The following is a 24,718-nucleotide window of genomic DNA, read 5'->3' on the forward strand; positions in this document are numbered from 1 at the left end:
GGTGGTGGAGGGGGATTTCCAATGCTCCGGGATACAGCGCCCAAGCCACGCGAAGGCCGGATCGACCGGGCGCGTCGCCTCAGACGAGAACTGAGCTTGCCGGAAGGGCTGCTGTGGCGTGAATTGCGCAAACGGCCCGGTGGCCTGAAGTTCCGCAGACAGCATCCGAGCGGGCCTTACGTGCTGGACTTCTATTGCAGCGATGCGCGCCTGGCGATCGAGGTCGATGGCGGTGCGCATGGCTTCGGTGATCGGCCCGGGCGGGATGCTGCGCGCGATGCGTGGTTCGCCGTTGCCGGCATCGCGACGTTGCGGGTTCCGGCGAAGCTGGTGCTTTCCGATCTGCCTCGCGCGGTAGCCTGGATTGAGGCGGAGGCGGGTGCGCGGCTCCCCCTCCACCACCCGGCTTTGCCAGGCGGTCCCCCTCCCCGAGACAAGCTCGGGGAGGAATAGGCGTTCCGCACTCATGGATGCCGCTCCGGAAACCCGTGCCGCTTATGCAGCGCGGCCAGCACCGCCTCGATGTCGTTGGCGAAGCCGCCATCGGCGAAGGCCAGCGCAGGCAGGTTCTGGTTCGCCTCGCCCAGCCGCGCGACCACGGCGGCGCGGGGGCGGGGCCAGCCGACGCGCACGACTTCGATGTTGGCAGCGCGCTCGGGGAACAGGGCGAGCAGGCCCTCCACGGTCACGCTGTCCTTGCAGTAGAAGCGGCGACCTTCGTAGGCCGGATCGGGCCAGTCGAAGTCCAGCACGAACAGGGTATCCTTCACCGTCGTCACATCCGGAACACCCCGAAGCGGGGCGCCTCCTCGATCGGGGCTTCGAGGCAGGCGGAGAGCGCCAGCCCCAGCACGTCGCGGGTCTGCACGGGGTCGATCACGCCATCGTCCCACAGCCGCGCGGTGGCGTAGTAGGGGTTGCCTTCGTCCTCGTACTTCTGGCGGATCGGCGCCTTGAACGCCTCGGCATCCTCGGGGCTCCACTTCACCGCGTCGCGGTGGACGGTGGCGAGCACGCTGGCCGCCTGCTCACCGCCCATCACCGAGATGCGCGCGTTGGGCCATGTGAACAGGAAGCGCGGATCGTAGGCGCGCCCGCACATGCCGTAGTTGCCCGCGCCGAACGAGCCACCGATCAGCACCGTCAGCTTGGGTACCTGCGCGGTGGCGACGGCGGTGACGAGCTTGGCGCCGTGCTTGGCGATGCCCTCCGCCTCGTACTTGCCGCCGACCATGAAGCCCGAGATGTTCTGGAGGAACAGCAGCGGGATGCGGCGCTGGCAGGCGAGTTCGATGAAGTGCGCGCCCTTCTGCGCGCTCTGGGAGAACAGGACGCCGTTATTCGCCAGGATCGCCACCGGCAGCCCGTGGATATGCGCGAAGCCGCAGACGAGCGTGTTTCCGTAGAGCGCCTTGAACTCGTGGAACTCGCTGCCGTCGACGATGCGGGCGATGACTTCGTGGACGTCGTAGGGCGCGCGCACGTCCTCGGGGATGATCGAGTACAGTTCCTCGGCGGCGTACTTCGGCGGGCGCGGTTCCTGCACATTGAGGTCGTGGCGGTACGCGGGGCCGAGGTGGCTGACGATATCGCGCACGATGGTCAGCGCGTGTTCGTCGTCCTCGGCCAGATGGTCGGTCACGCCGGACTTGCGCGAATGGAGGTCGCCGCCGCCGAGATCTTCGGCGCTGATGACCTCGCCGGTGGCGGCCTGCACCAGCGGCGGGCCGGCGAGGAAGATCGTGCCCTGTTCCTTCACGATCACCGTCTCGTCGCTCATCGCCGGGACATAGGCGCCGCCTGCCGTGCAGCTGCCCATGACGCTGGCGATCTGCGGGATGCCCTTCGCGCTCATCTGCGCCTGATTGAAGAAGAAGCGGCCGAAGTGGTCGCGGTCGGGGAAGACCTCGGCCTGGTTGGGCAGATTCGCGCCGCCGCTGTCGACGAGGTAGACGCAGGGCAGGCGGTTGGCCTGGGCGATCTCCTGCGCGCGGATGTGCTTCTTGACGGTGAGCGGGAAATAGGTGCCGCCCTTCACCGTGGCGTCGTTGGCGAAGACCATGCACTGAAGGCCCGACACGCGGCCGATCCCGGCGATGATCCCGGCGCCCGGGACCTCGTCTCCGTAAAGGCCGTTCGCGGCGAGCTGGCCGATCTCCAGAAAGGGCGAGCCGGGGTCGAGCAGGCGCTCCACGCGGTCCCTCGGGAGCAGCTTGCCACGGCTGAGGTGCCGTTCACGCGCTTTCTGGTCACCGCCGAGAGCCGCCTTCGCCACCTTCTCGCGCAGCTCGGCGGCGAGCGCGCGGTTGTGCGCGTCGCGGGCCTTTGCCTCGGGGCTGTCGCTGTTCAGCTGGGTCTGCAGGACCGGCGCGCTCATGCCTCTTCCTTCCTTGCGGGCGGCGTGGGGCCAGCCTCGTCGATTTGCCGCATCTATCTATCCAAGCTGCAACGGAAGCGGAAATTGAAAGTTTCCGGGCATCGTCATAGACAGTGTCTATGATTGACCAGTACCTCCTGCGCTACTTCCTCGCCGTGGCGGAGACCGGCAACTTCAGCCGCGCGGCGCGGCGCGTCAGCGTCACCCAGCCCACGCTCTCCGCCGGGATAGCCAAGCTGGAGCGCGAACTGGGCGCCCGCCTGTTCGACCGCGACCGGCAACGGGTCGCCCTGACCCCTGCAGGCAGCCGCTTCCTCGTCCGCGCCCGCCGCATTGCCGCGGAATACGAGCATGCGCTGGTGGAACTGAGCGAGGTGACGGACCCTACGCTGCTGCGCCTCGGCGTGCTGAACACGATCCCTACGCGCGTTGTCGAAGGCTGGCTGGCCGAGCACCGCGCGCTGGGCTCCGGGGAGGCGCTGGAGATCCTCGACGGCAGCGAACGCGACATCGCCGAGCGGCTCGAACGCGGGCGGATCGACATGGCGCTGACGGTCGTGCGCCCCCACCACGCGCGGTTCGCGCCGGAAGTGCTGGCGCGCGAGCGCTACATGATGGTCCTGCCGCCCGACCACCCGCTGGCAAGGGAGAGCGAAGTGCAGGCCGAGCAGCTTGCGCGCGACCGCATGGCCCTGCGCCGCCACTGCGAGGCGCTGCCCGAGATTAACCGCTTCTTCGTGGAACGCGGCGTCCGGCCGCGCTTCGTGCTCAAGACCACCAGCGACGAGCGGGTGCTGGCGGTGGTCCGCAGCGGCGCGGGGATCGGCATGATGCCCGAAAGTTTCGCCGCCGGACCGGAAAAGTTCGTGCCGGTGCGTGACTTCGAACTCGTGCGCGAAGTCGGCCTGCTCCATGCGGGGGAGGAGCAGGTCGCTCAGGGACGCACCAGCCCCTTCGTCGGCCTTGTCAGGCAGCATTACGGGGCACTCAAGGCCCCGTCAGCGCCCGGTTAGCGCGTCACTTGCGGCGATAGCGGAAGTACCATACCTCATGCCCGTAGACGGTGCGGGCCTTGGTTTCGTAGCGCGTCTCGGGCCAGCCGGCCGGGCGCACCTGGAAGTCGCGGGGCTTGTCGCAGAGCCATTCGAACTGGTCGGTGTGGCGCTGCATCACCATCAGCGCATGGCGCAGGTAGACGGCGTGGTCGGTGCCGAAGCGGAACTCGCCGCCGGGCTTGAGCTTGGCCGCGAACATGTCCACCGGGCCGTCGTTCATCATGCGCCGCTTGGCGTGGCGCGCCTTGGGCCAGGGGTCCGGGTGCAGCAGGTAGAGGAACGAGAGCGAGCCGTCCGGGATGCGCGCCAGCACTTCCAGCGCGTCGCCGTGGTGGATGCGCACGTTGCCGATCGGCGGATGCGCGCCGTTGTCGCCGCTGACGTGGAGCAGCGCCTGCGCCACGCCGTTGAGGAACGGTTCGGCGCCGATGAATCCGTGATCGGGCAACATGTCGGCGCGGTTGGCCATGTGCTCGCCGCCGCCGAAGCCGATTTCGAAGTGCAGCGGGCGGTCGTCGCCGAACAACACTTGCGCGGTGATCGGGCCTTCCTCGGGCATGGCGATGCGGGGGAGCAGGTCATCGACGAGGCCCTGCTGCCCGGCGCGCAGGGGCTTGCCCTTGGCGCGGCCATAGAGGCGGTTGAGCGTGGTCGGATCGCCGGATTTGTAAGCGGTCATGGCGCGCGCCACTGGCACCGCGCCGCGCGCGGGTCAATGGACTCGCGTGCAGCGCGTGCCTCCGAAAGTTGCGCCGCGCAACTTGTCGGGGACCGGCCCGTCCGAAAAGCGCATTGCCAGCGGGCGCGCGGCGCTGCTTTATCGCCGCCATGCTGCGCGCCATCCTGCTCCTCCTTGCCTGCCAGCTTGCCGGCGAGATCGTCCATCGCCAGACCGGAATCTCGCTGCCCGGCGCGGTCATCGGCATGGTCCTGCTGCTCTGCTGGCTGGCGCTGGTCCCGCGCGAGCGACCGACGCTGACGGTGGTGGCCGCCTGGCTGACCGCGCATCTTGCGGTGATGTTCGTCCCCGCCGCCGTGGGCCTGATCGACGAAGGCACGGCGCTGTCCCGCTACGGCGTGGGCCTCTTCGTCGCGACGGTGTTCTCCACCCTGCTGACGCTGGTCGTCACCGCGCTGGTGTTCCGCTGGGCCCTCGACCGATTCGCGCCGGGGGACGAGGCATGAACGAAGCCGCCCTGCTGGCAACGCCGCTGCTCTGGCTGACCGCGACGGTGGGCGTGTTCGAGCTGTTCGACACCCTGTCGAAGCGATTCGGGCGGCATCCGCTGTGCCATCCGGTGCTCTGGTCCACACCCACGCTGATCGCGGCGTTGCTGGCGACGGGCACTTCCTATGCGACCTACAAGGCCGCGACCTTCCCGCTCAGCTTCCTGCTCGGTCCCGCCGTCGTCGGGCTGGCGGTGCCGATCTGGGCCGAGCGCGCCCGCATCCGCCGCCTTGCCATGCCGATCGTGCTGGCGCTGGGCGCAGGCGCAGTGACCTCGATCGTCAGCGCGGTCGGCGTGCTGGCGCTGTTCGGCGCTCCACGGGAAATGCTGGCGACCATCGCGCCAAGGGCGACCACCACGCCGGTCGCCATGGCGGTGGCGAGCCAGCTTGGCGGCGTGCCCGCGCTGGCGGCGGTCATCGTGCTCTTCGCGGGCGTCGTCGGCGCCATGGTGGCGACGCCGCTGCTGAACCTGCTGGGCGTGCGCGACTATCGTGCGCGCGGCTTCGCCGTCGGCATCGCCGCCCACGGCATCGGCGCGGCGCGCGCGTTCCAGGTGGACGCGACGGCGGGCGCACTGGCGAGCCTCGGCATGGCCCTCAACGCGGTGGTGACGGCGGCGCTGCTGTCGGTGGTGGCGCTGATGGTCTAGGCGGCGGAGGGGGCGCTGCACCGTTCGATGCAAAACATGGGCAACCTCGCGCCACGCCTCGGGGCCTTCGACAAGCTCAGGCTGAGCGGGGTTGGAGCGTATGCGTCCCACTGCGTCATCCTGAACTTGTTTCAGGATCCATCGGGCAGTTAATGCCGGATCGTCGTGTCGCAGGCCGCCCCCCTCGGCCACTGATCCCAAAACTGCGCTGGTGGCTTGATGGACCCTGAAACAAGTTCGGGGTGACTGCTGGATTGGGGGTTAGCGTACGTTCGCCGGCAGCGGATCAGTGTAACCTGTCACCCTGGTTCGACCGTTTTCAAACGAGAACGGATACTGACCGAGACCAGCCAAGATGCGTGATACGTCCGCCACAAACTCAACCCATTCAATCGAGCGAAGTTCGGTAGGGCCAAATTCAATCGTGTCCATGTATGCGCGAGGACACGACAAGCTTGGAGGAAAGCGCATCTGGCGCGCTTTTTCCACACCAATGAATTTTACCATCATTTCCTTGAGGTCGGCGTGCTCGCTGTGGATTGCTTCGAACATCTTTCTCCACTTCGCGTCTGACATATGCGCGGTGGCAAAGCTTCTTCGAGCAAGACGGCCTGCTGGGCGAGGATCATGGACTGTCATCCGAGCACTCTGTCTTGCGAAAGGAACGGGCGCAACGAGCGCATAAGCAGAAAGGCAGCCATCACTATAGTATTTGACCGTGCCGATACGCCAACTTGGCATTTCCTCGCACTCGAGTGCCCCGGCGGGTGAAATCCAAGCTAATCGGCCTGTCTATGCGGGTCATCAGCACACCGAGGCAGTCATACTGCTCCATCCCCACATCTTCATCGGTCTCGACATGAAGGTCGATACGGTCGCTAGCGGTGCCGTAGTTTCGAATGACCGCGGTGCCCCCAAAGAACCGTCTGGCCGTGGCGAGAATGAAGTTCGCCTCATCGTCCGTGAGTGGCACGCTCGGCAAAGTTGACCATGAGGGATGGGCTTCGGACATATGTCTCACCCTAATCCTGCTGCGGATTCGCGCAACGGAGAGCGGCCCCGTCCCAGAACAAAAGAACGGCCCGCCCCTCGTGAGGGCAGGCCGCCATTCTTCCTGCAAGGGGTGCAGGGTCGTCGTTCCGTGGCGGCATCTTCCGAGTCGCGGGCCATCGGGCCCGGCTCCGGGAAGTGCCCGGAAACTCAGGCCGCTTCGGCGGCCTCGTCCGGATCGCGCAGCACGTAGCCGCGGCCCCAGACGGTCTCGATGTAGTTCGAGCCGCCGCAGGCGTGCGCCAGCTTCTTGCGCAGCTTGCAGATGAAGACGTCGATGATCTTCAGCTCGGGCTCGTCCATGCCGCCGTAGAGGTGGTTGAGGAACATTTCCTTGGTCAGCGTGGTGCCCTTGCGCAGCGAGAGCAGTTCCAGCATCGCGTATTCCTTGCCGGTCAGGTGCACGCGGGCTCCGTCGACCTCGACCGTCTTGGCGTCGAGGTTGGTGACGAGCTTGCCGGTGCGGATGACCGACTGCGAGTGGCCCTTCGAACGGCGCACGACCGCGTGGATGCGGGCGATCAGTTCCTCGCGGTGGAACGGCTTGGTCACGTAATCGTCCGCGCCGAAGCCGAACGAGCGGACCTTGCTGTCCATTTCCGAGATGCCCGACAGGATCAGAACCGGCGTCTGCACCTTGGCGACGCGCAGCTTCTTGAGCACGTCGTAGCCGTGCATGTCCGGCAGGTTCAGGTCGAGCAGGATGATGTCGTAGTCATACAGCTTGCCCAGATCGAGGCCTTCCTCGCCCAGATCCGTGGAATAGACATTGAACCCCTCCGCGGTGAGCATCAGCTCGATCGCGCGGGCAGTGGTCGGTTCGTCCTCGATCAACAGCACTCGCATGGGTCAGTGTCCCTTCTTGCCCCGATGCCCGCTGCGCTTTCACGCATCCCTTTGCGGACATTGCGTTGTATTAACCATATGACCAATGAAGGTTAAAGGTTAATTCGTCGTAAACGCCGGAAACGTCCTTAAGGAATTGTGCCCGGTCAACGGCTTCGCCGGCACGCATTCCGCACCGTTGGCCTCCAGAACGGCGGCCACTGGTTAATGTTAAGGATGCCCGGCAGGAATTCGCAAACGCTTTGCGACTGCCCGATTCTTAACCCGCGACCTCTTGCGTGGCTGTCTGGCCGGGGACGCGCATGGGACGGCGCGCTCCGCGCGGGGCGGGCGCGGGGCGGTCGATGCGCTTGAGGTAGCTCCACAGGCCGCACTGCAAGCCGATGAGCATGAGGATGAACGGCTGGAAGGCGATTCCCACGAACAGCGAGCCGATCATGTAGACAACCTGCGCCAGTTGCAGCGCCACCGCGAGCGGCGCGGCCCAGGCCTCGTCCGGGCCGGTGCGATTCTTCCAGCGGCGGCGGATCATCTCCATCTGGACGATGCCGGAGACCTGCAGCAGCAGCCACAGCGCGAGGCCGGGATAGCCCTGCTCGCCCAGCATCTCGAAGTAGCTGGAGTGGAAGGCGCGGCCTTCCTCGACGATCGGGGTGCGGGTGACGGTGACCATGCTGCCGACCTTCTGCGTGGTCACGGTGTCGTAGGACACCTTGCTCGACATGTAGACCTCGAACCCGCCGCCGAAGGGGTGGTCCTTCACGTAGCCGAGCGTCCACTTCCACACGCCGAGGCGGGTGCCGGCGGATTGGTCGGACTGGTGATCCTCGATCGTGTTCATGCGGGCGAGGAAGGACTGCGGCAGGAACGGCACGGCGATCAGGACCGCCAGCGTCATGCCGGCCGAGAGCAGGAAGCGGTGCTTCGCGGTCCTCAGGTACAGGCCCGCAAGGATCGCGAGGCAGACGAGGCCGGTGCGCGCCTGCGTGCCGATGGGGATCAGCGAGCACGCGAAGATCAGCGCGGCGGTGAACAGCCAGACGCGCCATTCGGGCGGGAAGATGGTGCCATGCTTCGCCAGCCACACCGCGACCGGGATCAGCGCGATCGCGACGCAGGAGATGATAGAGCCTTCGTAGAGCCCGGTGTTGTTGTCCACGAAGATGCGCAGCGCGCCGTAGCCGCTTCCGCCCATCGCGGTCTTGAGCCCGCCGTCGATGATGAGCGCGCTCGCGGAGAGTACCATGAACAGCGCCACCGCCTCGATTCGCAGCCGCGTGCGCAAGGTCAGCGGCAGGAACATCGCGAAGACGAGCGCCTTCCACACCCACGACCACTTGGTCAGCGCCTCCACCGGGTAATCCGCCCGCAGCGTGGTGATGGCGCAATAGAGCAGCAGCACGCCGAGCAGGCCCTGCCGCCAGGTGAAGCGCGAATCGCGCTTGTCGTCGAACACCAGCCAGCCGAGGAACGCCGCCGCGAAGGCGATCAGCGAGGTCGGGATCTGGGTCAGGAAGCCCCACGAGATGATTTGCGGCGCGACGATGTCGACATAGAGATAGCACAGCACCCAGATGAACGGGCGCCTGAAGCCGAGCAGGATGAGGCAGGCGAAGAACGCGCTGAGGCCGAGGTTAAGCATCGCCGTCCGCGTCTTCCTGCGCCGCACGGTTTACCCGCATCGGCGCGCCGGGGCCACGACGGGGCCGGACCTGCGAATCGGCGCCTTCCGAATCGAGATCGGTCCGCCACAGCAGCCGCCAGGCGGCGAGCAGCAGCAGTCCGTGAGACAGGGCCAGGGCGAAGATGTCGACCATCGACAGCGGCGTTAGCAGCGGCAAGTTGACGGCGCGTTAAGCGTTCCGGGCTAGGAAAAGCGTCATGACCCGTATCCTCCACGTGCTCGACCACTCGCTGCCGATCCACAGCGGCTACACCTTCCGCACCCGCGCGATCCTGAAGGCGCAGCAGGCGCTGGGGCTCGACGTGCGCGCCGTGACCGGCCCGCGCTACAACGAGGGCGACGGCGTGGTGGAGGAGCATGACCGCCTCCTGTTCCACCGCGCGGGCGGCAAGGTCTCCGGCCCGCCCGTGGTGCGCGAATGGCGCGAGATCGCGCTGTTCGCGGCGGGAATCGAGAAGGTCGTGCAGCAGTGGCGGCCCGACGTGATCCACGCGCACTCCCCCGTGCTGTGCGGGCAGGCCGCGCTCAAGGTGGCGCGCAAGTACGGGATTCCGCTGGTCTACGAGATCCGCGCCTTCTGGGAGGATGCCGCCGTCGGCAACGGCACCGGCACCGAGGGTTCGCTGAAATACCGCCTCACCCGCGCGCTGGAGACGCATGTCGTGCGCGAGGCGGACGCGGTGGTGACGATCTGCGAGGGCCTGCGCGCCGACCTTGCCACGCGCGGCATTCCCGAAGCGAAGATCACCGTCATGCCCAACGGTGTGGACCTTGCCCTCTTCGGCACCCCCCTGCCCCGCGACGAGGCATTCGCCGCCGAACTGGGCTTCGACGGCCCCGTCATCGGCTTCATCGGCAGCTTCTACGATTACGAGGGGCTCGACGTGCTGATCGACGCCATGCCCGCGCTCGTCGCGCGCCAGCCGCAGGCGAAGCTGCTGATGGTCGGCGGCGGCCCGCGCGAGGAGGCCCTGCGCGCGCAGGCGGCGGCGTCCCCGGCGGCGGAGGCGATCCGCTTCGTCGGCCGCGTGCCGCACCATGAGGTCGACCGCTATTATGCGCTGTGCGACGTCATGGCCTACCCCCGCAAGAAGAGCCGCCTGACCGACCTCGTCACCCCGCTCAAGCCGCTGGAGGCGATGGCGCAGGGCAAGCTGGTGGCGGCGAGCGACGTGGGCGGGCATCGCGAACTCGTCACCGACGGCTTGACCGGGGTGCTGTTCGCCCCCGACGATGCGCAGGCCTGCGCCGAGTCGCTGGCGCGGCTGATCGAAGCCCGCGACGGGTGGGACAGCTACCGCCGTGCAGGCCGCGAGCACGTGGAAACCCGGCACGACTGGGCGGTGAACGCCGGTCGTTATCCTGTCGTTTACCAAATGCTGGCAGCAAAGACCGATCAAGCAGGGCTGGGAGCCGCCGCCTGACGGCGCGCCAGAGAGCTCAAGACACGAGGTAGTTTAGTGGCCGACAGCAAAAGCAGCATCGGGGGCACCGGTCAGCCGATCACCCGCCATCCGCTGTTCCCGGCGATCGTCGCCCTTTGGTGCGGCGCGCTGGCCGGGCTCGGCAGCGTGACCATCGGCTCCTCGACGGTCGAGGGACTGGTGCAGATGCTGGGGATCGACAAGGTGATCCCGATGGCCGCGCCGCCGCTCGGCACCACCATGCGCATCCTGCTCGCGCTTGCCATGACCGGCCTTGGCGCCGCCATCGGCGGCGTGCTGGCACGCCGGATCGCCGGTTCCGCCGGGGCCGAAGCCACTTCCGAACAGATCGAGGGCGAAGTCGCCGAAGCCGCTGTCCCGGTCGAAGCTGCGCCGGGTGCGCGCCGCCGCCGCGCGCTGGCGATCGAGCCCGAAGCCGCTGCCCCTGCCTACGACGAACGCGCCCCGCTGCCCGGCGCCACCGCGCAGGGTGAAGCGCAGATCCTCAACGTCGCCGACTTCGACCTCGACACCTTCGACGATGCTCCGGCCCCGGCGCCGTTCCGCCGCGCCTTCACCACCGTCGAGGAGACCCGCACCGCTCCCGTCGCCAAAGCGCCCGTCGAGGATGCCGACGAGGACGACAACCTGCCCGCATGGCTGGAAGCCGAATCGGCATGGGTGGAAGCGGACAGCACCGCCGGCCAGCGCGGCGTGTTTACGACGCCTCCCGGCGCGCAGGTGTTCCAGCCGCAGCCCGCGCCTTCGGATGCCGCCGTCGAGGACGACGCCGATTCGCAGCTCGGCAACCGCCTGTTCGAAGCCTATTCGCGCGAACTCTCGCCCCGCTCCGAGACCCCGGCCGGTATCCAGCCTGCCGAGGACGCCGCGCCCGGCTTCGAGATCCGCTTCAACGCCGCGCAGGCCAGTCAGAATCAGACCGGCCAGAATCAGTCGGGCTTCAACCAGCCCGGCTTCAAGCTGCTGCCGCGTCTGCCGCAGGGCGACTGGAGCGCGCACAACGATGTCGCCGACCCCGCCGAAGCCGTGATCGAGAACGAATGGTGCGAGGATGCGGCGCTTGAAAACGCCGACACGTTCGCCGCTCCGGCAGCCGAGGCCGATTACATTGCCGAGACGCAGCCTGAAACGGCGCCCGAGATCGTAAACGCCTGGGCCGCCCCGGCGGAAGAGATCGCCTCGCAGCACGCCGACTCGACCTTCGAGGAAGCCCGTGCCGAAGCCCGCAGCGCCGCCGACCGCATCGCCGATGCCGAGCTTGAGCACCTCTCGCCGGTCGAACTGCTCGAACGCCTTGCCGTCGCGATGCAGCGCCGCCGCGACGCCGCGCGCGAGGAAGCCGCCCGCCTTGAAGCTGCCCGCCTTGAAGCTGCCCAGGCCGAAGCCGAGCAGGAGGAAGCGCGTCGCGCTGCCGAGGCTGCCGCTGCCGCGCCCGTCACCGCTCCCTTCGCCGCGCCGGTGGTGGAGCAGGCCTTCGACGACGACCACGGCCACGCCGACTACGGCTTCGTCGAGACCACCCTGCCCGACGCGCCTGCCGAGCCGACCTGGCCCTCGGCTGTCCCGAGCGCGCTGCGTCCGGTGGAGCTTGAGCCGATCGACGCCGACGACCAGCCGCTACCGGGCTACCTGCCGCCGCGCCACATCGCGCTCGCGCCGCTGCAGGGCGATGCTCCCGAGGCCGGGTTCACCCCGAACGCCGCGTTCGAGGCGATCCCCTTCCCGAGCAGCCCGTTCTCCGGCGCCGAAGTCGAGGACGACGAGGAGGCCGAGGACGACGTGGTGCTGCAGCAGGGCTATTCCTCGCTGCTCAACCTCTCGCGTCACTCCGCGGTGCGCAAGCCGTTCCTCCAGTTCGGCGAACCCGACGAGGCAGGCGACGAGGAAGCTCACGCCACGCCCGTGCTGCCGACCGCCTACGGTGAAGAAAACAGCATCGAGCCCGCGCCGTTCGGTCGTCCGATGCTCGCCCCCGCACCGCAGGAAGGCCTATCCGATCCCGCGCCGATGGCCGAGGAACGTGCTTTCGACGCGCCCGGTCGCAACGATCCGGAGGCCACCGAACGCGCCCTTCGTGCGGCTCTGGCTACGCTGCAGCGCATGAGCGGCGCGGCCTGAACCGCCTCAAGGTTCTCTACTGAACATTAGAAAAACCCCGTCCGGCGCAATCCGGGCGGGGTTTCTGATAATAAAATGCCGAGAAATCCGTCATTCGCGCCATGTTGCTGCGCGGAGCCCCCTGTTCGCCATTGCAAAACCGCCTCGCAATCGTCATGGGGACCGTTGGGGTCACTATGCCGCGTGGGGTCGTTCGCACGATTCGTGCGAATCCGCGGGCATGCCCAGTGGCCCCCTGCCAACAGGCACCAAAAAAACACAGGATGGGTTTATATCGATGGGATTTCCTAAGCCCCAGGGCCTTTATGACGCGCGCAATGAACACGACGCCTGCGGTGTGGGCTTCGTCGCCCATATCAAGGGCCAGAAAAACCACGCGATCATTACCCAGGCTCTGGAGATTCTGAAAAACATCGACCACCGCGGCGCGGTGGGCGCGGACCCGCTGCTGGGTGACGGCGCGGGCATCCTGACCCAGCTTCCCGACCAGCTGTTCCGCACCTGGGCCGCCGGCGAAGGCCTCGAACTGCCGCAGCCGGGCGACTACGCGGTCGCCATGTGCTTCCTGCCGCAGGACGATGCCGCGCGCGAGATGATCGTCTCGATCTTCGAGAAGTTCATCAAGAAGGAAGGCCAGTACCTGATCGGCTGGCGCGACGTGCCCGTCACGCTCGATGGCCTCGGCAAGACCGTGCTCGAATCGATGCCGGTCATCCGCCAGTGCTTCGTCGGCCGCGGCGAGAGCTGCGCCGACCAGGATGCGTTCGAGCGCAAGATCCTCGCGATCCGCAAGCAGACGCAGAACCCGCTCAAGGCGCTGGCAGAAAAGCACGACATGCCCGGCCTGACCGAGCTGTACATGCCCAGCTTCTCGACCCGCACGATCGTCTACAAGGGCCTGCTGCTGGCGACCCAGGTGGGCTCGTTCTACGACGACCTGCGCAACCCCGAGTTCGTCTCGGCGCTCGGCCTCGTCCACCAGCGCTTCTCGACCAACACCTTCCCGAGCTGGAAGCTGGCGCACCCGTTCCGCTTCATGGCCCACAACGGCGAGATCAACACGGTTCGCGGCAACGTGAACTGGATGAACGCGCGCCGCCGCACCATGGAATCGGAGCTGCTCGGCGCCGACCTCGACAAGATGTGGCCGCTGATCCCGCACGGCCAGTCGGATACCGCGTGCCTCGACAACGCGCTGGAGCTGCTGCTGGCCGGTGGCTACAGCCTCGTCCACGCGATGATGATGCTCATCCCCGAGGCGTGGGCGGGCAACCCGCTGATGACCCCGGAGCGCCGCGCGTTCTACGAATACCACGCCGCGCTGATGGAGCCGTGGGACGGCCCCGCCGCCGTCGCCTTCACCGACGGTCGCCAGATCGGCGCGACGCTGGACCGCAACGGCCTGCGCCCCGCCCGCTTCCTCGTCACCGACGACGACATCTGCGTGATGGCGTCCGAGAGCGGCGTCCTTCCGATCAAGGAAGACAACATCGTGCGCAAGTGGCGTCTCCAGCCCGGCCGCATGCTGCTGATCGACTTCGAGGAAGGCCGCATCATCGAGGACGAGGAGATCAAGACCAAGCTGGCCGAGGCCGAGCCCTACGAGCAGTGGCTGGAGCAGGCGCAGTACAAGCTGGCCGACCTCGACGTGATCGAGCCGGAACTGGCCGAGCTGCCCAAGCCCACCGGCACCCTGCTCGATCGCCAGCAGGCGTTCGGCTACACGCAGGAGGACACCACCCGCTTCCTCGAACCGATGGCCGTCAACGCCGACGATCCGCTCGGCTCGATGGGCACCGACACGCCGATCCCGGTTCTCTCGTCGAAGTCGCGCCTGCTGTACGACTACTTCAAGCAGAACTTCGCGCAGGTGACCAACCCGCCGATCGACCCGATCCGCGAGGAACTGGTGATGAGCCTCGTCACCATGGTCGGCCCGCGCCCGAACCTGCTCGGCCATGACGCGGGCACGCACAAGCGCCTCGAAGTCAGCCAGCCGATCCTGACCGATCTCGGCCTCGCCAAGATCCGCTCGGTGGAGGCCGCGCTCGACGGCGCGTTCCGCACCGGCACCATCGACATGACCTGGGACGCCAAGACCGGCGCCGAAGGGCTGGAGATGGCGATCAAGGAGATGTGCTGGGCCGCGACCGAAGCGGTGCTGGCGGACAAGAACATCCTCGTCCTGTCCGACCGCGCGGTCGGACAGGACCGGATCGCCATGCCCGCGCTGCTGGCGACCGCCGCCGTCCACCACCACCTCGTCCGCCAAGGCCTGCGCATGCAGACCGGCCTCGTCGTGGAAACCGGCGAAGCGCGCGAAGTCCATCACTTCTGCGCCCTCGCCGGCTACGGCGCGGAGGCGATCAACCCCTACCTCGCGCTCGAGACGATCGAGGCGATCCGCGTCCGCAAGAACCTGCCGGTCTCGGCCGAGCAGGCGGCGAAGAACTACGTCTACGCCATCGGCAAGGGCATCCGTAAGGTCATGTCCAAGATGGGCATCTCGACCTACCAGTCGTACTGCGGCGCGCAGATCTTCGACGCGGTCGGCCTGTCCACCCCGTTCGTCGACAAGTACTTCGGCGGCACCGCCACCTCGATCGAGGGTGCGGGCCTTGCCGAGATCGCGGAAGAGACCGTGCGCCGCCACTCGGCCGCCTACGGTGACAACCCGATCTACAAGAACATGCTCGACGTGGGCGGCATCTACGGCCAGCGCATCCGCGGCGAGGAACACGCCTGGACCAGCGAGAACATCGGCCTGCTCCAGCACGCCGTTCGCGGCAACGTTCCGGCCAAGTACAAGGAATTCGCGCAGACCATCAACGACCAGTCGGAGCGCATGCTCACGATCCGGGGCCTGATGGAATTCGTGCCCGGCCAGTCGATCCACATCGACGACGTCGAGCCCGCGAGCGAGATCGTGAAGCGCTTCGCCACCGGCGCGATGAGCTACGGCTCGATCAGCTGGGAAGCGCACACCACGCTGGCGCTGGCGATGAACCGCATCGGCGGCAAGTCGAACACCGGTGAGGGCGGCGAGGATCCCAAGCGCTTCACGCCGCTGCCCAACGGCGATTCGATGCGCTCGTCGATCAAGCAGGTCGCCTCGGGCCGCTTCGGCGTCACCACCGAGTACCTCGTCAACGCCGACGACATCCAGATCAAGATGGCCCAGGGCGCCAAGCCCGGCGAAGGCGGCCAGCTGCCCGGCGACAAGGTCGACCGCACCATCGGCGCGACCCGTCACTCGACCCCGGGCGTCGGCCTGATCTCGCCGCCGCCGCACCACGACATCTACTCGATCGAGGACATCGCGCAGCTCATTCACGATCTCAAGAACGTGAACCCGAAGTCGCGCGTCTCGGTCAAGCTGGTGTCCGAAGTGGGCGTGGGCACGGTCGCGGCGGGCGTCTCCAAGGCGCGCGCGGACCACATCACGATCTCGGGCTACGAAGGCGGCACCGGCGCTTCGCCGCTGACCTCGCTGACGCACGCGGGCTCGCCCTGGGAAATCGGCCTCGCCGAGACCCAGCAGACCCTGCTGCTCAACAACCTGCGCAGCCGCGTGGTGGTGCAGGCCGACGGCGGCCTGCGCACCGGTCGCGACGTCGCCATCGCCGCGCTCCTTGGCGCGGACGAGTTCGGCTTCGCCACCGCCCCGCTGATCGCGGCGGGCTGCATCATGATGCGCAAGTGCCACCTCAACACCTGCCCGGTCGGCGTCGCCACCCAGGATCCGGTGCTGCGCGCGCGCTTCACCGGCCAGCCCGAGCACGTCATCAACTACTTCTTCTTCGTCGCCGAGGAACTGCGCGCGATCATGGCCGAACTCGGCTTCCGCACCATCCCCGAGATGGTCGGCCGCGTCGACAAGCTCGACATGAAGAAGGCGATCAGCCACTGGAAGGCCAAGGGCGTCGATCTCTCCAAGGTGCTCTACCAGGCGCCGCTGGGTGACAGCCCCTCGCTCAACTGGAGCGAGACGCAAGACCACGGCCTCGAGAACGCGCTCGACAACGCGCTGATCGAAGCCGCTGCCGACGCGCTGGAAAACCGCCAGCCGGTGCGCATCGAAAAGCCCGTCATCAACGTCAACCGCACGGTCGGCGCGATGCTCTCGGGCGAAGTGGCGCGCCGTTTCGGCCATGCGGGCCTGCCCGACAACACGATCAACGTGAAGCTCACCGGCGTCGCCGGCCAGAGCTTCGCCGCCTGGCTTGCCCACGGCGTCACGCTCGACCTGACCGGCGATGCCAACGACTACGTCGGCAAGGGCCTGTCCGGTGGCCGCGTGATCGTGCGCCAGCCCGGCCACGTCGATCGTGATCCCACGAAGAACATCATCGTCGGCAACACCGTGCTCTACGGTGCGATCTCCGGCGAGGCGTTCTTCAACGGCGTCGGCGGCGAGCGCTTCGCGGTCCGCAACTCGGGCGCGATCGCGGTCGTCGAAGGCTGCGGCGACCACGGCTGCGAATACATGACCGGCGGCGTCGTGACGGTGCTGGGCAAGACCGGCCGCAACTTCGCGGCGGGCATGTCGGGCGGCATCGCCTACGTCTACGACGAGGACGGCGATTTCGCGAAGCTGGTCAACCCCTCGATGGTCGACCTGCTGCCGATCTCGGCAGACGCCGACGAGGAAGAGGGCACGGGCCGTCCGCAGCAGCGCACGTCCTCGGTCACCGACCTCGGCATGGGCGACCCGCTGCGCCACGACGCGGATCGCCTGCGCATCCTGCTCGAACGCCACCACCTGCACACCGGCTCGAAGCGAGCTCGCGCGCTGCTCGACGACTGGTCGAACACGCTGGGCAAGTTCGTCAAGGTGATGCCGCGCGACTACGCCAAGGCCCTGCGCCAGCAGGAGGCCGAACGCCTCGAAGCCGCCTCGGTCGCAGCAGAATAAGATTTAGGAACGTATCAAGATGGGCAAGGAAACCGGCTTCCTCGAACTCGACCGCCAGGACCGTACGTACGGTCCGGTCGAGGATCGCCTGAAGAACTACAACGAGTTCGTCGTCCCCCTCTCGCCCGAGGCGCTGAAGGCGCAGGCGTCGCGCTGCATGAACTGCGGCGTGCCGCACTGCCACACCGGCTGCCCGGTCAACAACATCATCCCGGACTGGAACCACCTGGTCTACGAGGATGACTTCAAGAACGCGCTGGAAGTCCTCCACTCGACCAACAACTTCCCCGAGTTCACCGGCCGCATCTGCCCCGCCCCGTGCGAGGCGGCCTGCACGCTGAACATCATCGACGAGCCCGTGACCATCAAGTCGGTGGAATGCGCGATTGTCGACAAGGGATGGCAGGAAGGCTGGATCACGCCGCAGGTGCCCGAAAAGCGCACCGGCAAGTCGGTCGCCGTCGTCGGCTCCGGCCCGGCGGGCATGGCCTGCGCGCAGCAGCTGGCCCGCGCCGGTCACGCCGTGACCCTGTTCGAGAAGAACGACCGCGTCGGCGGGCTGATGCGCTACGGCATCCCCGACTTCAAGCTGGAGAAGCACCTCATCAACCGCCGCCTGGTGCAGATGATGGCCGAAGGCGTGGAGATCAAGACCTCGGTCGAAGTGGGCGTCACCGTCTCGGTCGCCTCGCTCAAGGAGAACTTCGACGCGGTGGTCTTCGCCGGCGGTGCGGAAGACCCGCGCCCGCTCGCGATCCCCGGCTTCGAGCTTCCGGGCGTGCGCTACGCGATGGAGTTCCTGACCCAGCAGAACAAGCGCAACGCCGGTGACGACGAACTGCGCGCCGCCCCGCGCGGCACGCTCTCGGCCACCGGCAAGCACGTCATCGTCATCGGCGGCGGCGACACCGGCTCGGACTGCGTCGGCACCTCGAACCGCCAGGGCGCCGCTTCGGTGACCCAGCTCGAGATCATGCCGCGCCCGCCCGAGAAGGAGAACAAGGCGACGTCGTGGCCGTTCTGGCCGCTCAAGCTGCGCACCTCTTCCAGCCATGAAGAAGGCGCCACGCGCGACTGGGCCGTGCTGACCAAGCGCGTCATCGGCGACAACGACGTCAAGGGCCTCGAATGCGTGCGCGTCGAGTGGAAGGACGGCAAGATGCACGAGATCGAAGGGAGCGAGTTCACGCTCGAGGCCGATCTCATCTTCCTCGCCATGGGCTTCCTCGGCCCCCGCAAGGCCGGGATGCTCGACCAGTCGGGCGTCGAGTTGGACGCACGCGGCAACGTCAAGGCGAACGTCTTCGAGTACCGCACCAGCGACGAGAAGATCTGGTCCTGCGGCGACATGCGCCGTGGCCAGTCGCTGGTCGTCTGGGCGATCCGCGAAGGCCGCCAGTGCGCCCGCTCGGTCGACGAGGCGCTGATGGGCAAGAGCGAACTGCCGCGCTGACTTTTCCGGCGATACTGAAAACGAGAGGGGGCGCATCGCAAGGTGCGCCCCTTTCTCATTCCTCCCCGAGCTCGCTCGGGGAGGGGGACCATCCGAAGGATGGTGGAGGGGGAAAGCGGCATCACCGACCCTCGAAGGCTCGCGCAAGTCGCCGCCAGCACCGCGCAAGTGCCCGTCAGCACCGTCTAGGTGCCGTTCAGTGCACACCCGCTTTCGGCCCCCAACCCCGCCGCCGCGATCACTTCCGCGCCCGCCTTGACCATCCTCCCCCCGGCTCGGAGAGTGCGAAAAACGGGAGAAAACCGATGCTCTTGGAGATCGCCGAAGTCGAAGTCCGCCCCGGCGCGGAAGACCAGTTCGCCAATGCCATGCGCGATGCCGGCGTAGCCCATCTCGCCGCCTGCGACGGCGTCGTTTCCGCCCGCTTCGGCAGGGGGGTGGAGAACCCGTCGAAGTTCACCTTCAACGTCGTGTGGACCTCGATGGAAGCCCATCAGAATGCCCGGAATCTCCCGGAATTCGGCCAGTTCCGCGCCTGCTTCGGCGACCTAACGATCGGCGGCGCGATGAGCCACTACCAGATGGACGAGGCCCTCACCGGACCATCGGCGGCCTGATCTTACCAGTCGATCGCCCCGCGCCCATTTTCCCGCAGAAATGCGTTGGCCCGGCTGAAATGTCGGCACCCGAAGAACCCCGAATGCGCCGAAAGCGGGCTCGGGTGCGGCGCGGTCAGAACGAGGTGATGGCTCTCAGCAAGTCCCTGAACATTCAGCGCTTTCTTCCTGGCATGACTGCCCCAGAGCATGAACACGCAAGGCTCCGCCTTGGCCGCCACCGCCGCCACGGCCGCATCGGTGATCGCCTCCCACCCCTTCTTCTGGTGCGACCCCGCCTGCCCTTCCTCGACCGTCAGCGCATTGTTGAGCAGCAGCACGCCCTGCTTCGCCCAATGCTCCAGATTCCCGTGCCCTGGCGCCTTCACACCGCAGTCCGTCGCCAGTTCCTTGTAGATGTTCACCAACGAGGGCGGCACTTTCACCCCCTCCTGCACCGAAAACGACAGCCCATGCGCCTGCCCCGGCCCATGGTACGGATCCTGTCCGAGAATCACGACGCGCACCGCGTCGAGCGGCGTCAGTTCCAGCGCCCGCAGCCGAGTTCCGCGCGGCGGATAGATGCGCTTTCCCGCCGCTTCCTCAGCCTTGAGCCAGCCGCCGAGACGACGCGTCTCGGGCGTCGTAAGGGCCGGTCCAAGCGCCGCAGCCCAGCTTTCGGGGACGTTCTGGACATCCTGTGTTGCCGTCATGCCCTCACCTCCAGCGAAAAACCTGCGGGCAGGCGCACCTGCCATTGCGAAACACCCGGCCATTCCCTAAGCATTTTGGGATCATGGCTGTCCATCTCCACGAAGAAGATCTCCCCGAAGGCGTGCTCGCGCCGGGGCCCGTCGCCGTCGACACCGAGACCATGGGTCTCATCACCGCCCGGGACCGACTCTGCGTCGTCCAGATCTCGGACGGCAAGGGTGACGAACACCTTGTCCGCTTCAACGCAGACAGTGCCTATGCCGCGCCGAACCTGAAGGCGGTGCTGGCCGATCCGGCGCGCCTGAAGCTCTATCATTTCGCGCGCTTCGACCTCGCCGCGATAGAGCATTACCTCGGCGTCACCGCCGCACCGGTGTTCTGCACCAAGATCGCCAGCAAGCTGGTGCGCACCTATACCGACCGCCACGGCCTCAAGGATCTGGTGCGCGAACTGCTCGGCAAGGAAGTGTCGAAGCAGCAGCAGTCGAGCGACTGGGGCGCCCCGGAACTGACCGACGCGCAGAAGGACTATGCGGCATCGGACGTGCGGTACCTGCACGCCATGCATGACATCCTCGTCACGCGTCTGGCACGCGAACATCGCACGGAACTCGCACAAGCCTGTTTCGATTTCCTTCCGGCGCGCGCCCGTCTGGACCTTGCAGGCTGGCCGGAGCACGACATATTCAGCCACGAAGCAGCCTGATCGCCCTTCCGGGAGTTACCTGAGCCGCCATGTCCGTCGAAGCCGTCCAGATCCGCAACCGCCGTCGGCATTTCGCCGCGCCCGGTGGTTCGCATGACCGGCTCGTCGCGCTGCTGGCCAAGGTGCTTCCGGCCGGCATCGGCCTCGTCGCCGCGGTGATGATCCTTGTGCCCCTGTCGCCGCGCGGAGAGATCAGCTTCCTGCTCGACCGCAACAAGGTGGCGATCACCAGCGAGCGCCTGCGCGCCGACAATGCGGCCTACCGTGGCAAGGACAACAAGAACCGCGACTTCGTGGTGACGTCGGGCACCGCCGTTCAAAAGACCGCCACGACGCCCATCGTCGAGATGCTGGGCCTCAAGGCGCTGATGAACCTCCAGGACGGCCCCGCAGAGATCGTCGCCCCGCGCGGCGCCTACAACTACGACAGCGAACAGATCGCGGTCGACGGGCCGGTGAACTTCGCCGCGCCCGACGGCTACAGCATGACCACGCGCAACGTCGCCGTCGACGTCAAGAACCAGACCGCCGTCGGCTCGGGCGGCGTGGACGGCACCGTACCGACCGGCACGTTCCGCGCCGATTCGATGCACGCCGACCTCGAGAACCGCACCGTGACCCTCGAAGGCAATGCCCGCCTGCGCATGACGCCGGGCAAGATCAGGATACCGAAATGACCGCCGCTCCCAGGATGTTCACCCGCGCCGCGCTCGTCCTGCCCGTGCTGGGCCTCGCCGCGCTGGGCGGGTCGCAGCAGCTCGGCGCGCAGGTGCTGTCGGGACACAACTCGAATGCCCCGGTGGACTATGCAGCGGACCGCATCGAACTGCAGGACAAGCAGGACCGGGTGATCCTGTCAGGCAACGTCGACGTCAAGCAGGCCGAACTGCGCCTGCGCGCGGCGCGCACGGTGGTGAACTTCACCAACCAGGGCTCGATGCAGATTCAGCGCATCACTGCGAGCGGCGGCGTCACCGTCTCCCGCCCGGACGAAACCGCAACGGGTGACGTCGGCGTCTACGACTTCAACCAGAAGATCATCACGATGACCGGCAATGCCACCATCAAGCGTACCAACGGCGACACGCTGCGCGGCGGGCGACTGGTGGTCGACCTCAACAGCGGCGTGTCTTCCGCCTCCGCAGGCCCCGGCGGACGCGTCTCGGGCACGTTCTCGGTCCCCAAGCAGAAGACCAACGGCAACTGACGGACTCGCGCCTCAGACGAGACGCGATCCGCCCGCCAAACTTATCATAAGGTCGAAAAGCGAAGACCGGGTCAGAACGCCCGGTCGTGGACCAGCACGCGCATGGTCAGGAAGATGATCTGCAGGTCGCGCATGATCGTCCAGCCTTCGAGATATTCAAGATCGGCCTGAAGGCGGTTCACCAGATCTGATTCATGGTCGGTCGCACCGCGAAAGCCGCGCACCTGCGCCAGCCCCGAGAGACCCGGCTTGAGCGAATGGCGCTGCCAGTAGCGCGTATCGACTTCCCAGAACAGCTTGTCTCCGGCCAGCGAGCCCGTCGCATGAGGACGCGGCCCGACAAGGCTCATATCGCCGAGCAGCACGTTGAACAGTTGCGGCAGTTCGTCGATGCTGGTGCGGCGAATGAAGCGACCGACCGTTGTGATGCGCTGGTCGTCCTTCGAGGCCGAGACGTTGCCGTTCGAATCGCACAAGGCTTCCGTCATCGAACGGAACTTGTACATGTTGAAGAAGCGGTTGCCCCGACCCATGCGGCGCTGGGTGAAGAACACCGGGCCGCCGTCCTGCAACTTGACCGCAAGAGCGACCGCAATCAGCAGTGGTGACAGAGCGAGGATCGCGCCGCCCGCGAAGGCGACGTCGAACAGGCGCTTCATTGCGCGGTCGCGCAGGCCCAGCGGGCCTGCCGAGACCATCAGCAGGCCGTGCTTGCCCACCACGCGGGCACCCTGCGCACCGAGCCGGGCCACCTCGTCGTCGAGCACTTCGCCGTCGACGTTGGCGCCCTTGAGCATCATCGCCCATTCGGCGCGTCGTCCCGCCGGACAGCTCACCACCACTCGGTCGATGTTGCGCAGCACGAGGCCGACGCGGTCGAGCGCGTTGGGGTCGTTGAGGTTCGGGCGCAAGCCCATGGCCGCCGCCGAAATGCGGATCGCGCCGCGCAGTTGCACCTGCGGGCCACCATCGTCGATGATGAGTTCGTTGAGGACGTTCTCACCGCAGCGCCACCGCACCAGGCCGCGCAACTGGAGGCGAGTCCAGGTGATGATTGCCATTGCCGCGATCGCGCCGCCATTGAAGCCCGAACGCGAAACGTCGGCATCAGGACGGATCAGGAACTGCACGAAGACGACCACGACCATGGAGATCATGATCGCCATCAGGGCGCGGAACACACCCTTCCAGGCTTCCTGAAGCGAGGCGGTGGAGTAAGAGCCGTTATAGAGCGCCAGCGTCAGGTAGATCGGCAGGATCAGCTGTGCGTGAACGATGCCACCGCCAAGGCCTTGCGCACCGGTCAGCAGGTAACCGGTTGCAGCAAAGCCGACGAAGATCGAGACGATATCGCCAAGAACCAGCGAGAGATAGCATTGCAAGCGCCGCCGTTCGAGCGAAGGTGCGACGAGCAGGTCGTCGGCATCCGTCCGCTCCTTGGAGAGCGAACGCGCAGCAAAAGGCGCGTTCATGCGTGCAGAACTCCGACTTGCGAACTCACGCTGAACGCCTCCCTCAACAGAACCTCAGCGCGTGCAGCACGAGTTTCATGCTGCGGCGCAATACGTATAGGCTCGTATGTAGTGGCGAGGCAACCCGAAAAGCGGTTTCTGTCAGGACGTGGTATTTGTCGGTCGTCTTGAATTAGGACGTGCCGATCTAGCAATTGTCAATAAACCGTCAGCGAGTAAGAGTTCAGAGTCCTGACTGTTAGCCAACAGCATCTGGTGCAGACCTACCAATCGCGCGACGAGACGCTCCAGCCTGTGCCCGCGCCAGAGCTGCAACTGGACCGTCAGCGCGGGCTGGTCCTTCCAGAAGACGCGGCGGGCACCGGCCTCGGCTTTCAGGAAACCTGCAACATCCCGGCCGTCACCGAGCCGCGAATTGAGACCGGCCAGTTGCGCTGCCCGTCGCTCGAAGGCGAGCAGCAAACCCACCGGATTCATGCCCTGCTCACGCATGCGTTTCAGTTCCGGGCCGACGGCTTCGCGTCTGCCGCCCAGCACGGCATCGACTAACGGAGCGAAGTCATCATCCTCGGTCGAAGCGCCGATCGCGTCGAGGTCCGCCGCCGATACCGGACGCGGCGTTTCCGCCGATGCATCGAGGTAGAGCGCCAGCTTCGTCACCTCGGAACGGGCCAGCCGGGTATCGAGACCAGCCCCACGCGCGATTCGTTCGGCGATCTCGCTGCCGAGCTTGAGCCCTGCGCCGTTGGCCATGGCACGCACCGATGCGGTTGCCGAAGCCAGATCGGGCGGATAGAACATCGCCACCAGTCCGTCAGGGCGGGCCGCGAGCAGCTTGGCGGTGCGTGACTTGTCGGTGGCGCCGGTGGCGACGATCAGCACCGGGCAGCCCTCTACGTCGTTCTCCAGCAGGGTCTGGACGGCATCATGCGCCTCGTCGCCCTGCGCGCGCACCCAGATATGCCGCGCCCCTCCGAACAGCGAGGTCGAGCGCGCCTCGTCGCCCAGACGGACGGGATCGCGACGCAGTTCGGCGCCGCCCATCTCGATACGCTCGCCGGGGTCTTCGAGCAGCGAGACGATCTTCGCTGCCGCATCCGAAGCGCCCGATTCGTCGGGGCCGCAGAAGAAGAACACGCGGGCGTCGCGGGCAGCGCGCTGGGCGAGCCCGGCGAACTCCTTCTGGGTCGCCTTCATGGG

General features: G+C 66.9%; 22 protein-coding genes. 12 read left to right on the plus strand and 10 right to left on the minus strand.

The annotated features are described in order from the left end of the window. The first annotated feature begins 21 nt into the window (after positions 1-21). A complete protein-coding gene (locus tag LO787_RS06665; protein ID WP_232495068.1) occupies positions 22-453 on the plus strand; it encodes an endonuclease domain-containing protein in 432 nt (143 codons plus the stop codon). 11 nt (positions 454-464) lie between these two features. On the opposite strand, the gene LO787_RS06670 is transcribed toward LO787_RS06665, so the two are convergent. Both LO787_RS06670 and LO787_RS06675 read right to left on the minus strand, forming a co-directional pair. Then, on the minus strand, positions 465-770 hold the full coding sequence (locus LO787_RS06670) for a DUF3088 family protein (protein WP_232495069.1): 306 nt from the start codon (positions 768-770) through the stop codon (positions 465-467). 5 nt (positions 771-775) lie between these two features. Next, entirely contained in the window at positions 776-2,377 is a 1,602-nt protein-coding gene (locus LO787_RS06675; protein ID WP_232495070.1) for a carboxyl transferase domain-containing protein, read from the minus strand. A gap of 119 nt (positions 2,378-2,496) precedes the next feature. Between LO787_RS06675 and LO787_RS06680 the strand changes: the two genes are divergently transcribed. Then, complete coding sequence (locus LO787_RS06680; protein WP_232495071.1) at positions 2,497-3,390, plus strand: LysR family transcriptional regulator; 894 nt, start codon at positions 2,497-2,499, stop codon at positions 3,388-3,390. 4 nt (positions 3,391-3,394) lie between these two features. Here the strand turns inward: LO787_RS06680 and trmB are convergent, their stop codons facing one another. Beyond that, on the minus strand, positions 3,395-4,111 hold the full coding sequence (trmB, locus tag LO787_RS06685) for a tRNA (guanine(46)-N(7))-methyltransferase TrmB (RefSeq protein ID WP_232495072.1): 717 nt from the start codon (positions 4,109-4,111) through the stop codon (positions 3,395-3,397). A gap of 149 nt (positions 4,112-4,260) precedes the next feature. Between trmB and LO787_RS06690 the strand changes: the two genes are divergently transcribed. After that, complete coding sequence (locus tag LO787_RS06690; RefSeq protein ID WP_232495073.1) at positions 4,261-4,617, plus strand: CidA/LrgA family protein; 357 nt, start codon at positions 4,261-4,263, stop codon at positions 4,615-4,617. After that, positions 4,614-5,312 carry an LrgB family protein gene (locus LO787_RS06695; RefSeq protein ID WP_232495074.1) on the plus strand — a complete coding sequence of 233 codons (699 nt, stop codon included), beginning with the start codon at positions 4,614-4,616 and terminating at the stop codon, positions 5,310-5,312. Before LO787_RS06690 ends, LO787_RS06695 begins: the two co-directional genes overlap by 4 nt. 261 nt (positions 5,313-5,573) lie before the next feature. On the opposite strand, the gene LO787_RS06700 is transcribed toward LO787_RS06695, so the two are convergent. The 4 genes from LO787_RS06700 to LO787_RS06715 all read right to left on the minus strand — a co-directional run bounded on the left by LO787_RS06700 (position 5,574) and on the right by LO787_RS06715 (position 9,025). Then, on the minus strand, positions 5,574-5,864 hold the full coding sequence (locus tag LO787_RS06700) for a hypothetical protein (protein WP_232495075.1): 291 nt from the start codon (positions 5,862-5,864) through the stop codon (positions 5,574-5,576). Positions 5,865-6,512: 648 nt separating this feature from the next. Further along, positions 6,513-7,208, minus strand: a complete 696-nt coding sequence (ctrA, locus tag LO787_RS06705) for a response regulator transcription factor CtrA (protein ID WP_232495076.1) — start codon at positions 7,206-7,208, stop codon at positions 6,513-6,515. A 259-nt stretch (positions 7,209-7,467) separates the two neighbouring features. Then, complete coding sequence (locus LO787_RS06710) at positions 7,468-8,850, minus strand: putative O-glycosylation ligase, exosortase A system-associated (RefSeq protein WP_232495077.1); 1,383 nt, start codon at positions 8,848-8,850, stop codon at positions 7,468-7,470. Further along, positions 8,843-9,025, minus strand: coding sequence for a hypothetical protein (locus LO787_RS06715; RefSeq protein WP_232495078.1), 183 nt, complete (start codon positions 9,023-9,025; stop codon positions 8,843-8,845). The genes LO787_RS06710 and LO787_RS06715 overlap by 8 nt, the downstream gene beginning before the upstream one ends. 64 nt (positions 9,026-9,089) lie before the next feature. Here LO787_RS06715 and LO787_RS06720 point away from each other — a divergent pair, with 64 nt between their 5' ends. From LO787_RS06720 to LO787_RS06740, 5 genes are all read left to right on the plus strand, one after another. Next, positions 9,090-10,316, plus strand: a complete 1,227-nt coding sequence (locus LO787_RS06720; RefSeq protein ID WP_232495079.1) for a TIGR04063 family PEP-CTERM/XrtA system glycosyltransferase — start codon at positions 9,090-9,092, stop codon at positions 10,314-10,316. Positions 10,317-10,352: 36 nt separating this feature from the next. Beyond that, positions 10,353-12,455: a hypothetical protein gene (locus tag LO787_RS06725; RefSeq protein WP_232495080.1), complete on the plus strand. Its 2,103-nt coding sequence runs from the start codon at positions 10,353-10,355 to the stop codon at positions 12,453-12,455. A gap of 277 nt (positions 12,456-12,732) precedes the next feature. Continuing rightward, the gene (gene gltB / locus LO787_RS06730) at positions 12,733-17,370 is read left to right on the plus strand and encodes a glutamate synthase large subunit (protein ID WP_232495081.1); all 4,638 of its coding nucleotides are present in this window, start codon (positions 12,733-12,735) and stop codon (positions 17,368-17,370) included. A 19-nt stretch (positions 17,371-17,389) separates the two neighbouring features. After that, a complete protein-coding gene (locus tag LO787_RS06735; RefSeq protein ID WP_232495082.1) occupies positions 17,390-18,823 on the plus strand; it encodes a glutamate synthase subunit beta in 1,434 nt (477 codons plus the stop codon). 305 nt (positions 18,824-19,128) lie between these two features. Further along, positions 19,129-19,440 (plus strand): putative quinol monooxygenase, encoded by a 312-nt coding sequence (locus LO787_RS06740; RefSeq protein ID WP_232495083.1) that lies wholly within the window; start codon positions 19,129-19,131, stop codon positions 19,438-19,440. Positions 19,441-19,442: 2 nt separating this feature from the next. Here LO787_RS06740 and ung read toward each other — a convergent pair whose 3' ends face one another. Next, positions 19,443-20,132, minus strand: a complete 690-nt coding sequence (ung, locus tag LO787_RS06745; protein ID WP_232495084.1) for a uracil-DNA glycosylase — start codon at positions 20,130-20,132, stop codon at positions 19,443-19,445. A gap of 83 nt (positions 20,133-20,215) precedes the next feature. Between ung and LO787_RS06750 the strand changes: the two genes are divergently transcribed. The 3 genes from LO787_RS06750 to LO787_RS06760 are packed head-to-tail and all read left to right on the plus strand — an operon-like array spanning position 20,216 to position 22,046. Beyond that, entirely contained in the window at positions 20,216-20,839 is a 624-nt protein-coding gene (locus tag LO787_RS06750; RefSeq protein ID WP_232495085.1) for a ribonuclease D, read from the plus strand. A gap of 29 nt (positions 20,840-20,868) precedes the next feature. Beyond that, positions 20,869-21,516: an LPS export ABC transporter periplasmic protein LptC gene (gene lptC, locus LO787_RS06755; protein WP_232495086.1), complete on the plus strand. Its 648-nt coding sequence runs from the start codon at positions 20,869-20,871 to the stop codon at positions 21,514-21,516. Next, complete coding sequence (locus tag LO787_RS06760) at positions 21,513-22,046, plus strand: LptA/OstA family protein (protein ID WP_232495087.1); 534 nt, start codon at positions 21,513-21,515, stop codon at positions 22,044-22,046. The genes lptC and LO787_RS06760 overlap by 4 nt, the downstream gene beginning before the upstream one ends. Before the next feature lie 71 nt (positions 22,047-22,117). Here LO787_RS06760 and LO787_RS06765 read toward each other — a convergent pair whose 3' ends face one another. Together LO787_RS06765 and holA are read right to left on the minus strand one after the other, a co-directional pair. After that, positions 22,118-23,518, minus strand: coding sequence for a sugar transferase (locus LO787_RS06765; RefSeq protein ID WP_232495088.1), 1,401 nt, complete (start codon positions 23,516-23,518; stop codon positions 22,118-22,120). Between the two features lie 141 nt (positions 23,519-23,659). Beyond that, the gene (holA, locus tag LO787_RS06770; protein ID WP_232495089.1) at positions 23,660-24,715 is read right to left on the minus strand and encodes a DNA polymerase III subunit delta; all 1,056 of its coding nucleotides are present in this window, start codon (positions 24,713-24,715) and stop codon (positions 23,660-23,662) included. Positions 24,716-24,718: the final 3 nt, after the last annotated feature.

Origin of the sequence: Novosphingobium kaempferiae (assembly GCF_021227995.1) — a bacterium.
In the GTDB taxonomy this organism is placed as follows: Bacteria; Pseudomonadota; Alphaproteobacteria; order Sphingomonadales; family Sphingomonadaceae; genus Novosphingobium; species Novosphingobium kaempferiae.

Coding starts and splice junctions, on each gene's coding strand:
- LO787_RS06675 (WP_232495070.1), bottom strand. CDS start 2,377: ATGAGCGCGCCGGTCCTGCAGACCCAGCTGAACAGCGACAGCCCCGAG.
- LO787_RS06690 (WP_232495073.1), top strand. CDS start 4,261: ATGCTGCGCGCCATCCTGCTCCTCCTTGCCTGCCAGCTTGCCGGCGAG.
- LO787_RS06715 (WP_232495078.1), bottom strand. CDS start 9,025: ATGGTCGACATCTTCGCCCTGGCCCTGTCTCACGGACTGCTGCTGCTC.
- trmB (WP_232495072.1), bottom strand. CDS start 4,111: ATGACCGCTTACAAATCCGGCGATCCGACCACGCTCAACCGCCTCTAT.
- LO787_RS06710 (WP_232495077.1), bottom strand. CDS start 8,850: ATGCTTAACCTCGGCCTCAGCGCGTTCTTCGCCTGCCTCATCCTGCTC.
- gltB (WP_232495081.1), top strand. CDS start 12,733: ATGGGATTTCCTAAGCCCCAGGGCCTTTATGACGCGCGCAATGAACAC.
- LO787_RS06720 (WP_232495079.1), top strand. CDS start 9,090: ATGACCCGTATCCTCCACGTGCTCGACCACTCGCTGCCGATCCACAGC.
- LO787_RS06680 (WP_232495071.1), top strand. CDS start 2,497: ATGATTGACCAGTACCTCCTGCGCTACTTCCTCGCCGTGGCGGAGACC.
- LO787_RS06700 (WP_232495075.1), bottom strand. CDS start 5,864: ATGTTCGAAGCAATCCACAGCGAGCACGCCGACCTCAAGGAAATGATG.
- holA (WP_232495089.1), bottom strand. CDS start 24,715: ATGAAGGCGACCCAGAAGGAGTTCGCCGGGCTCGCCCAGCGCGCTGCC.
- LO787_RS06735 (WP_232495082.1), top strand. CDS start 17,390: ATGGGCAAGGAAACCGGCTTCCTCGAACTCGACCGCCAGGACCGTACG.
- ung (WP_232495084.1), bottom strand. CDS start 20,132: ATGACGGCAACACAGGATGTCCAGAACGTCCCCGAAAGCTGGGCTGCG.
- LO787_RS06740 (WP_232495083.1), top strand. CDS start 19,129: ATGCTCTTGGAGATCGCCGAAGTCGAAGTCCGCCCCGGCGCGGAAGAC.
- ctrA (WP_232495076.1), bottom strand. CDS start 7,208: ATGCGAGTGCTGTTGATCGAGGACGAACCGACCACTGCCCGCGCGATC.
- LO787_RS06760 (WP_232495087.1), top strand. CDS start 21,513: ATGACCGCCGCTCCCAGGATGTTCACCCGCGCCGCGCTCGTCCTGCCC.
- LO787_RS06750 (WP_232495085.1), top strand. CDS start 20,216: ATGGCTGTCCATCTCCACGAAGAAGATCTCCCCGAAGGCGTGCTCGCG.
- lptC (WP_232495086.1), top strand. CDS start 20,869: ATGTCCGTCGAAGCCGTCCAGATCCGCAACCGCCGTCGGCATTTCGCC.
- LO787_RS06765 (WP_232495088.1), bottom strand. CDS start 23,518: ATGAACGCGCCTTTTGCTGCGCGTTCGCTCTCCAAGGAGCGGACGGAT.
- LO787_RS06695 (WP_232495074.1), top strand. CDS start 4,614: ATGAACGAAGCCGCCCTGCTGGCAACGCCGCTGCTCTGGCTGACCGCG.
- LO787_RS06665 (WP_232495068.1), top strand. CDS start 22: ATGCTCCGGGATACAGCGCCCAAGCCACGCGAAGGCCGGATCGACCGG.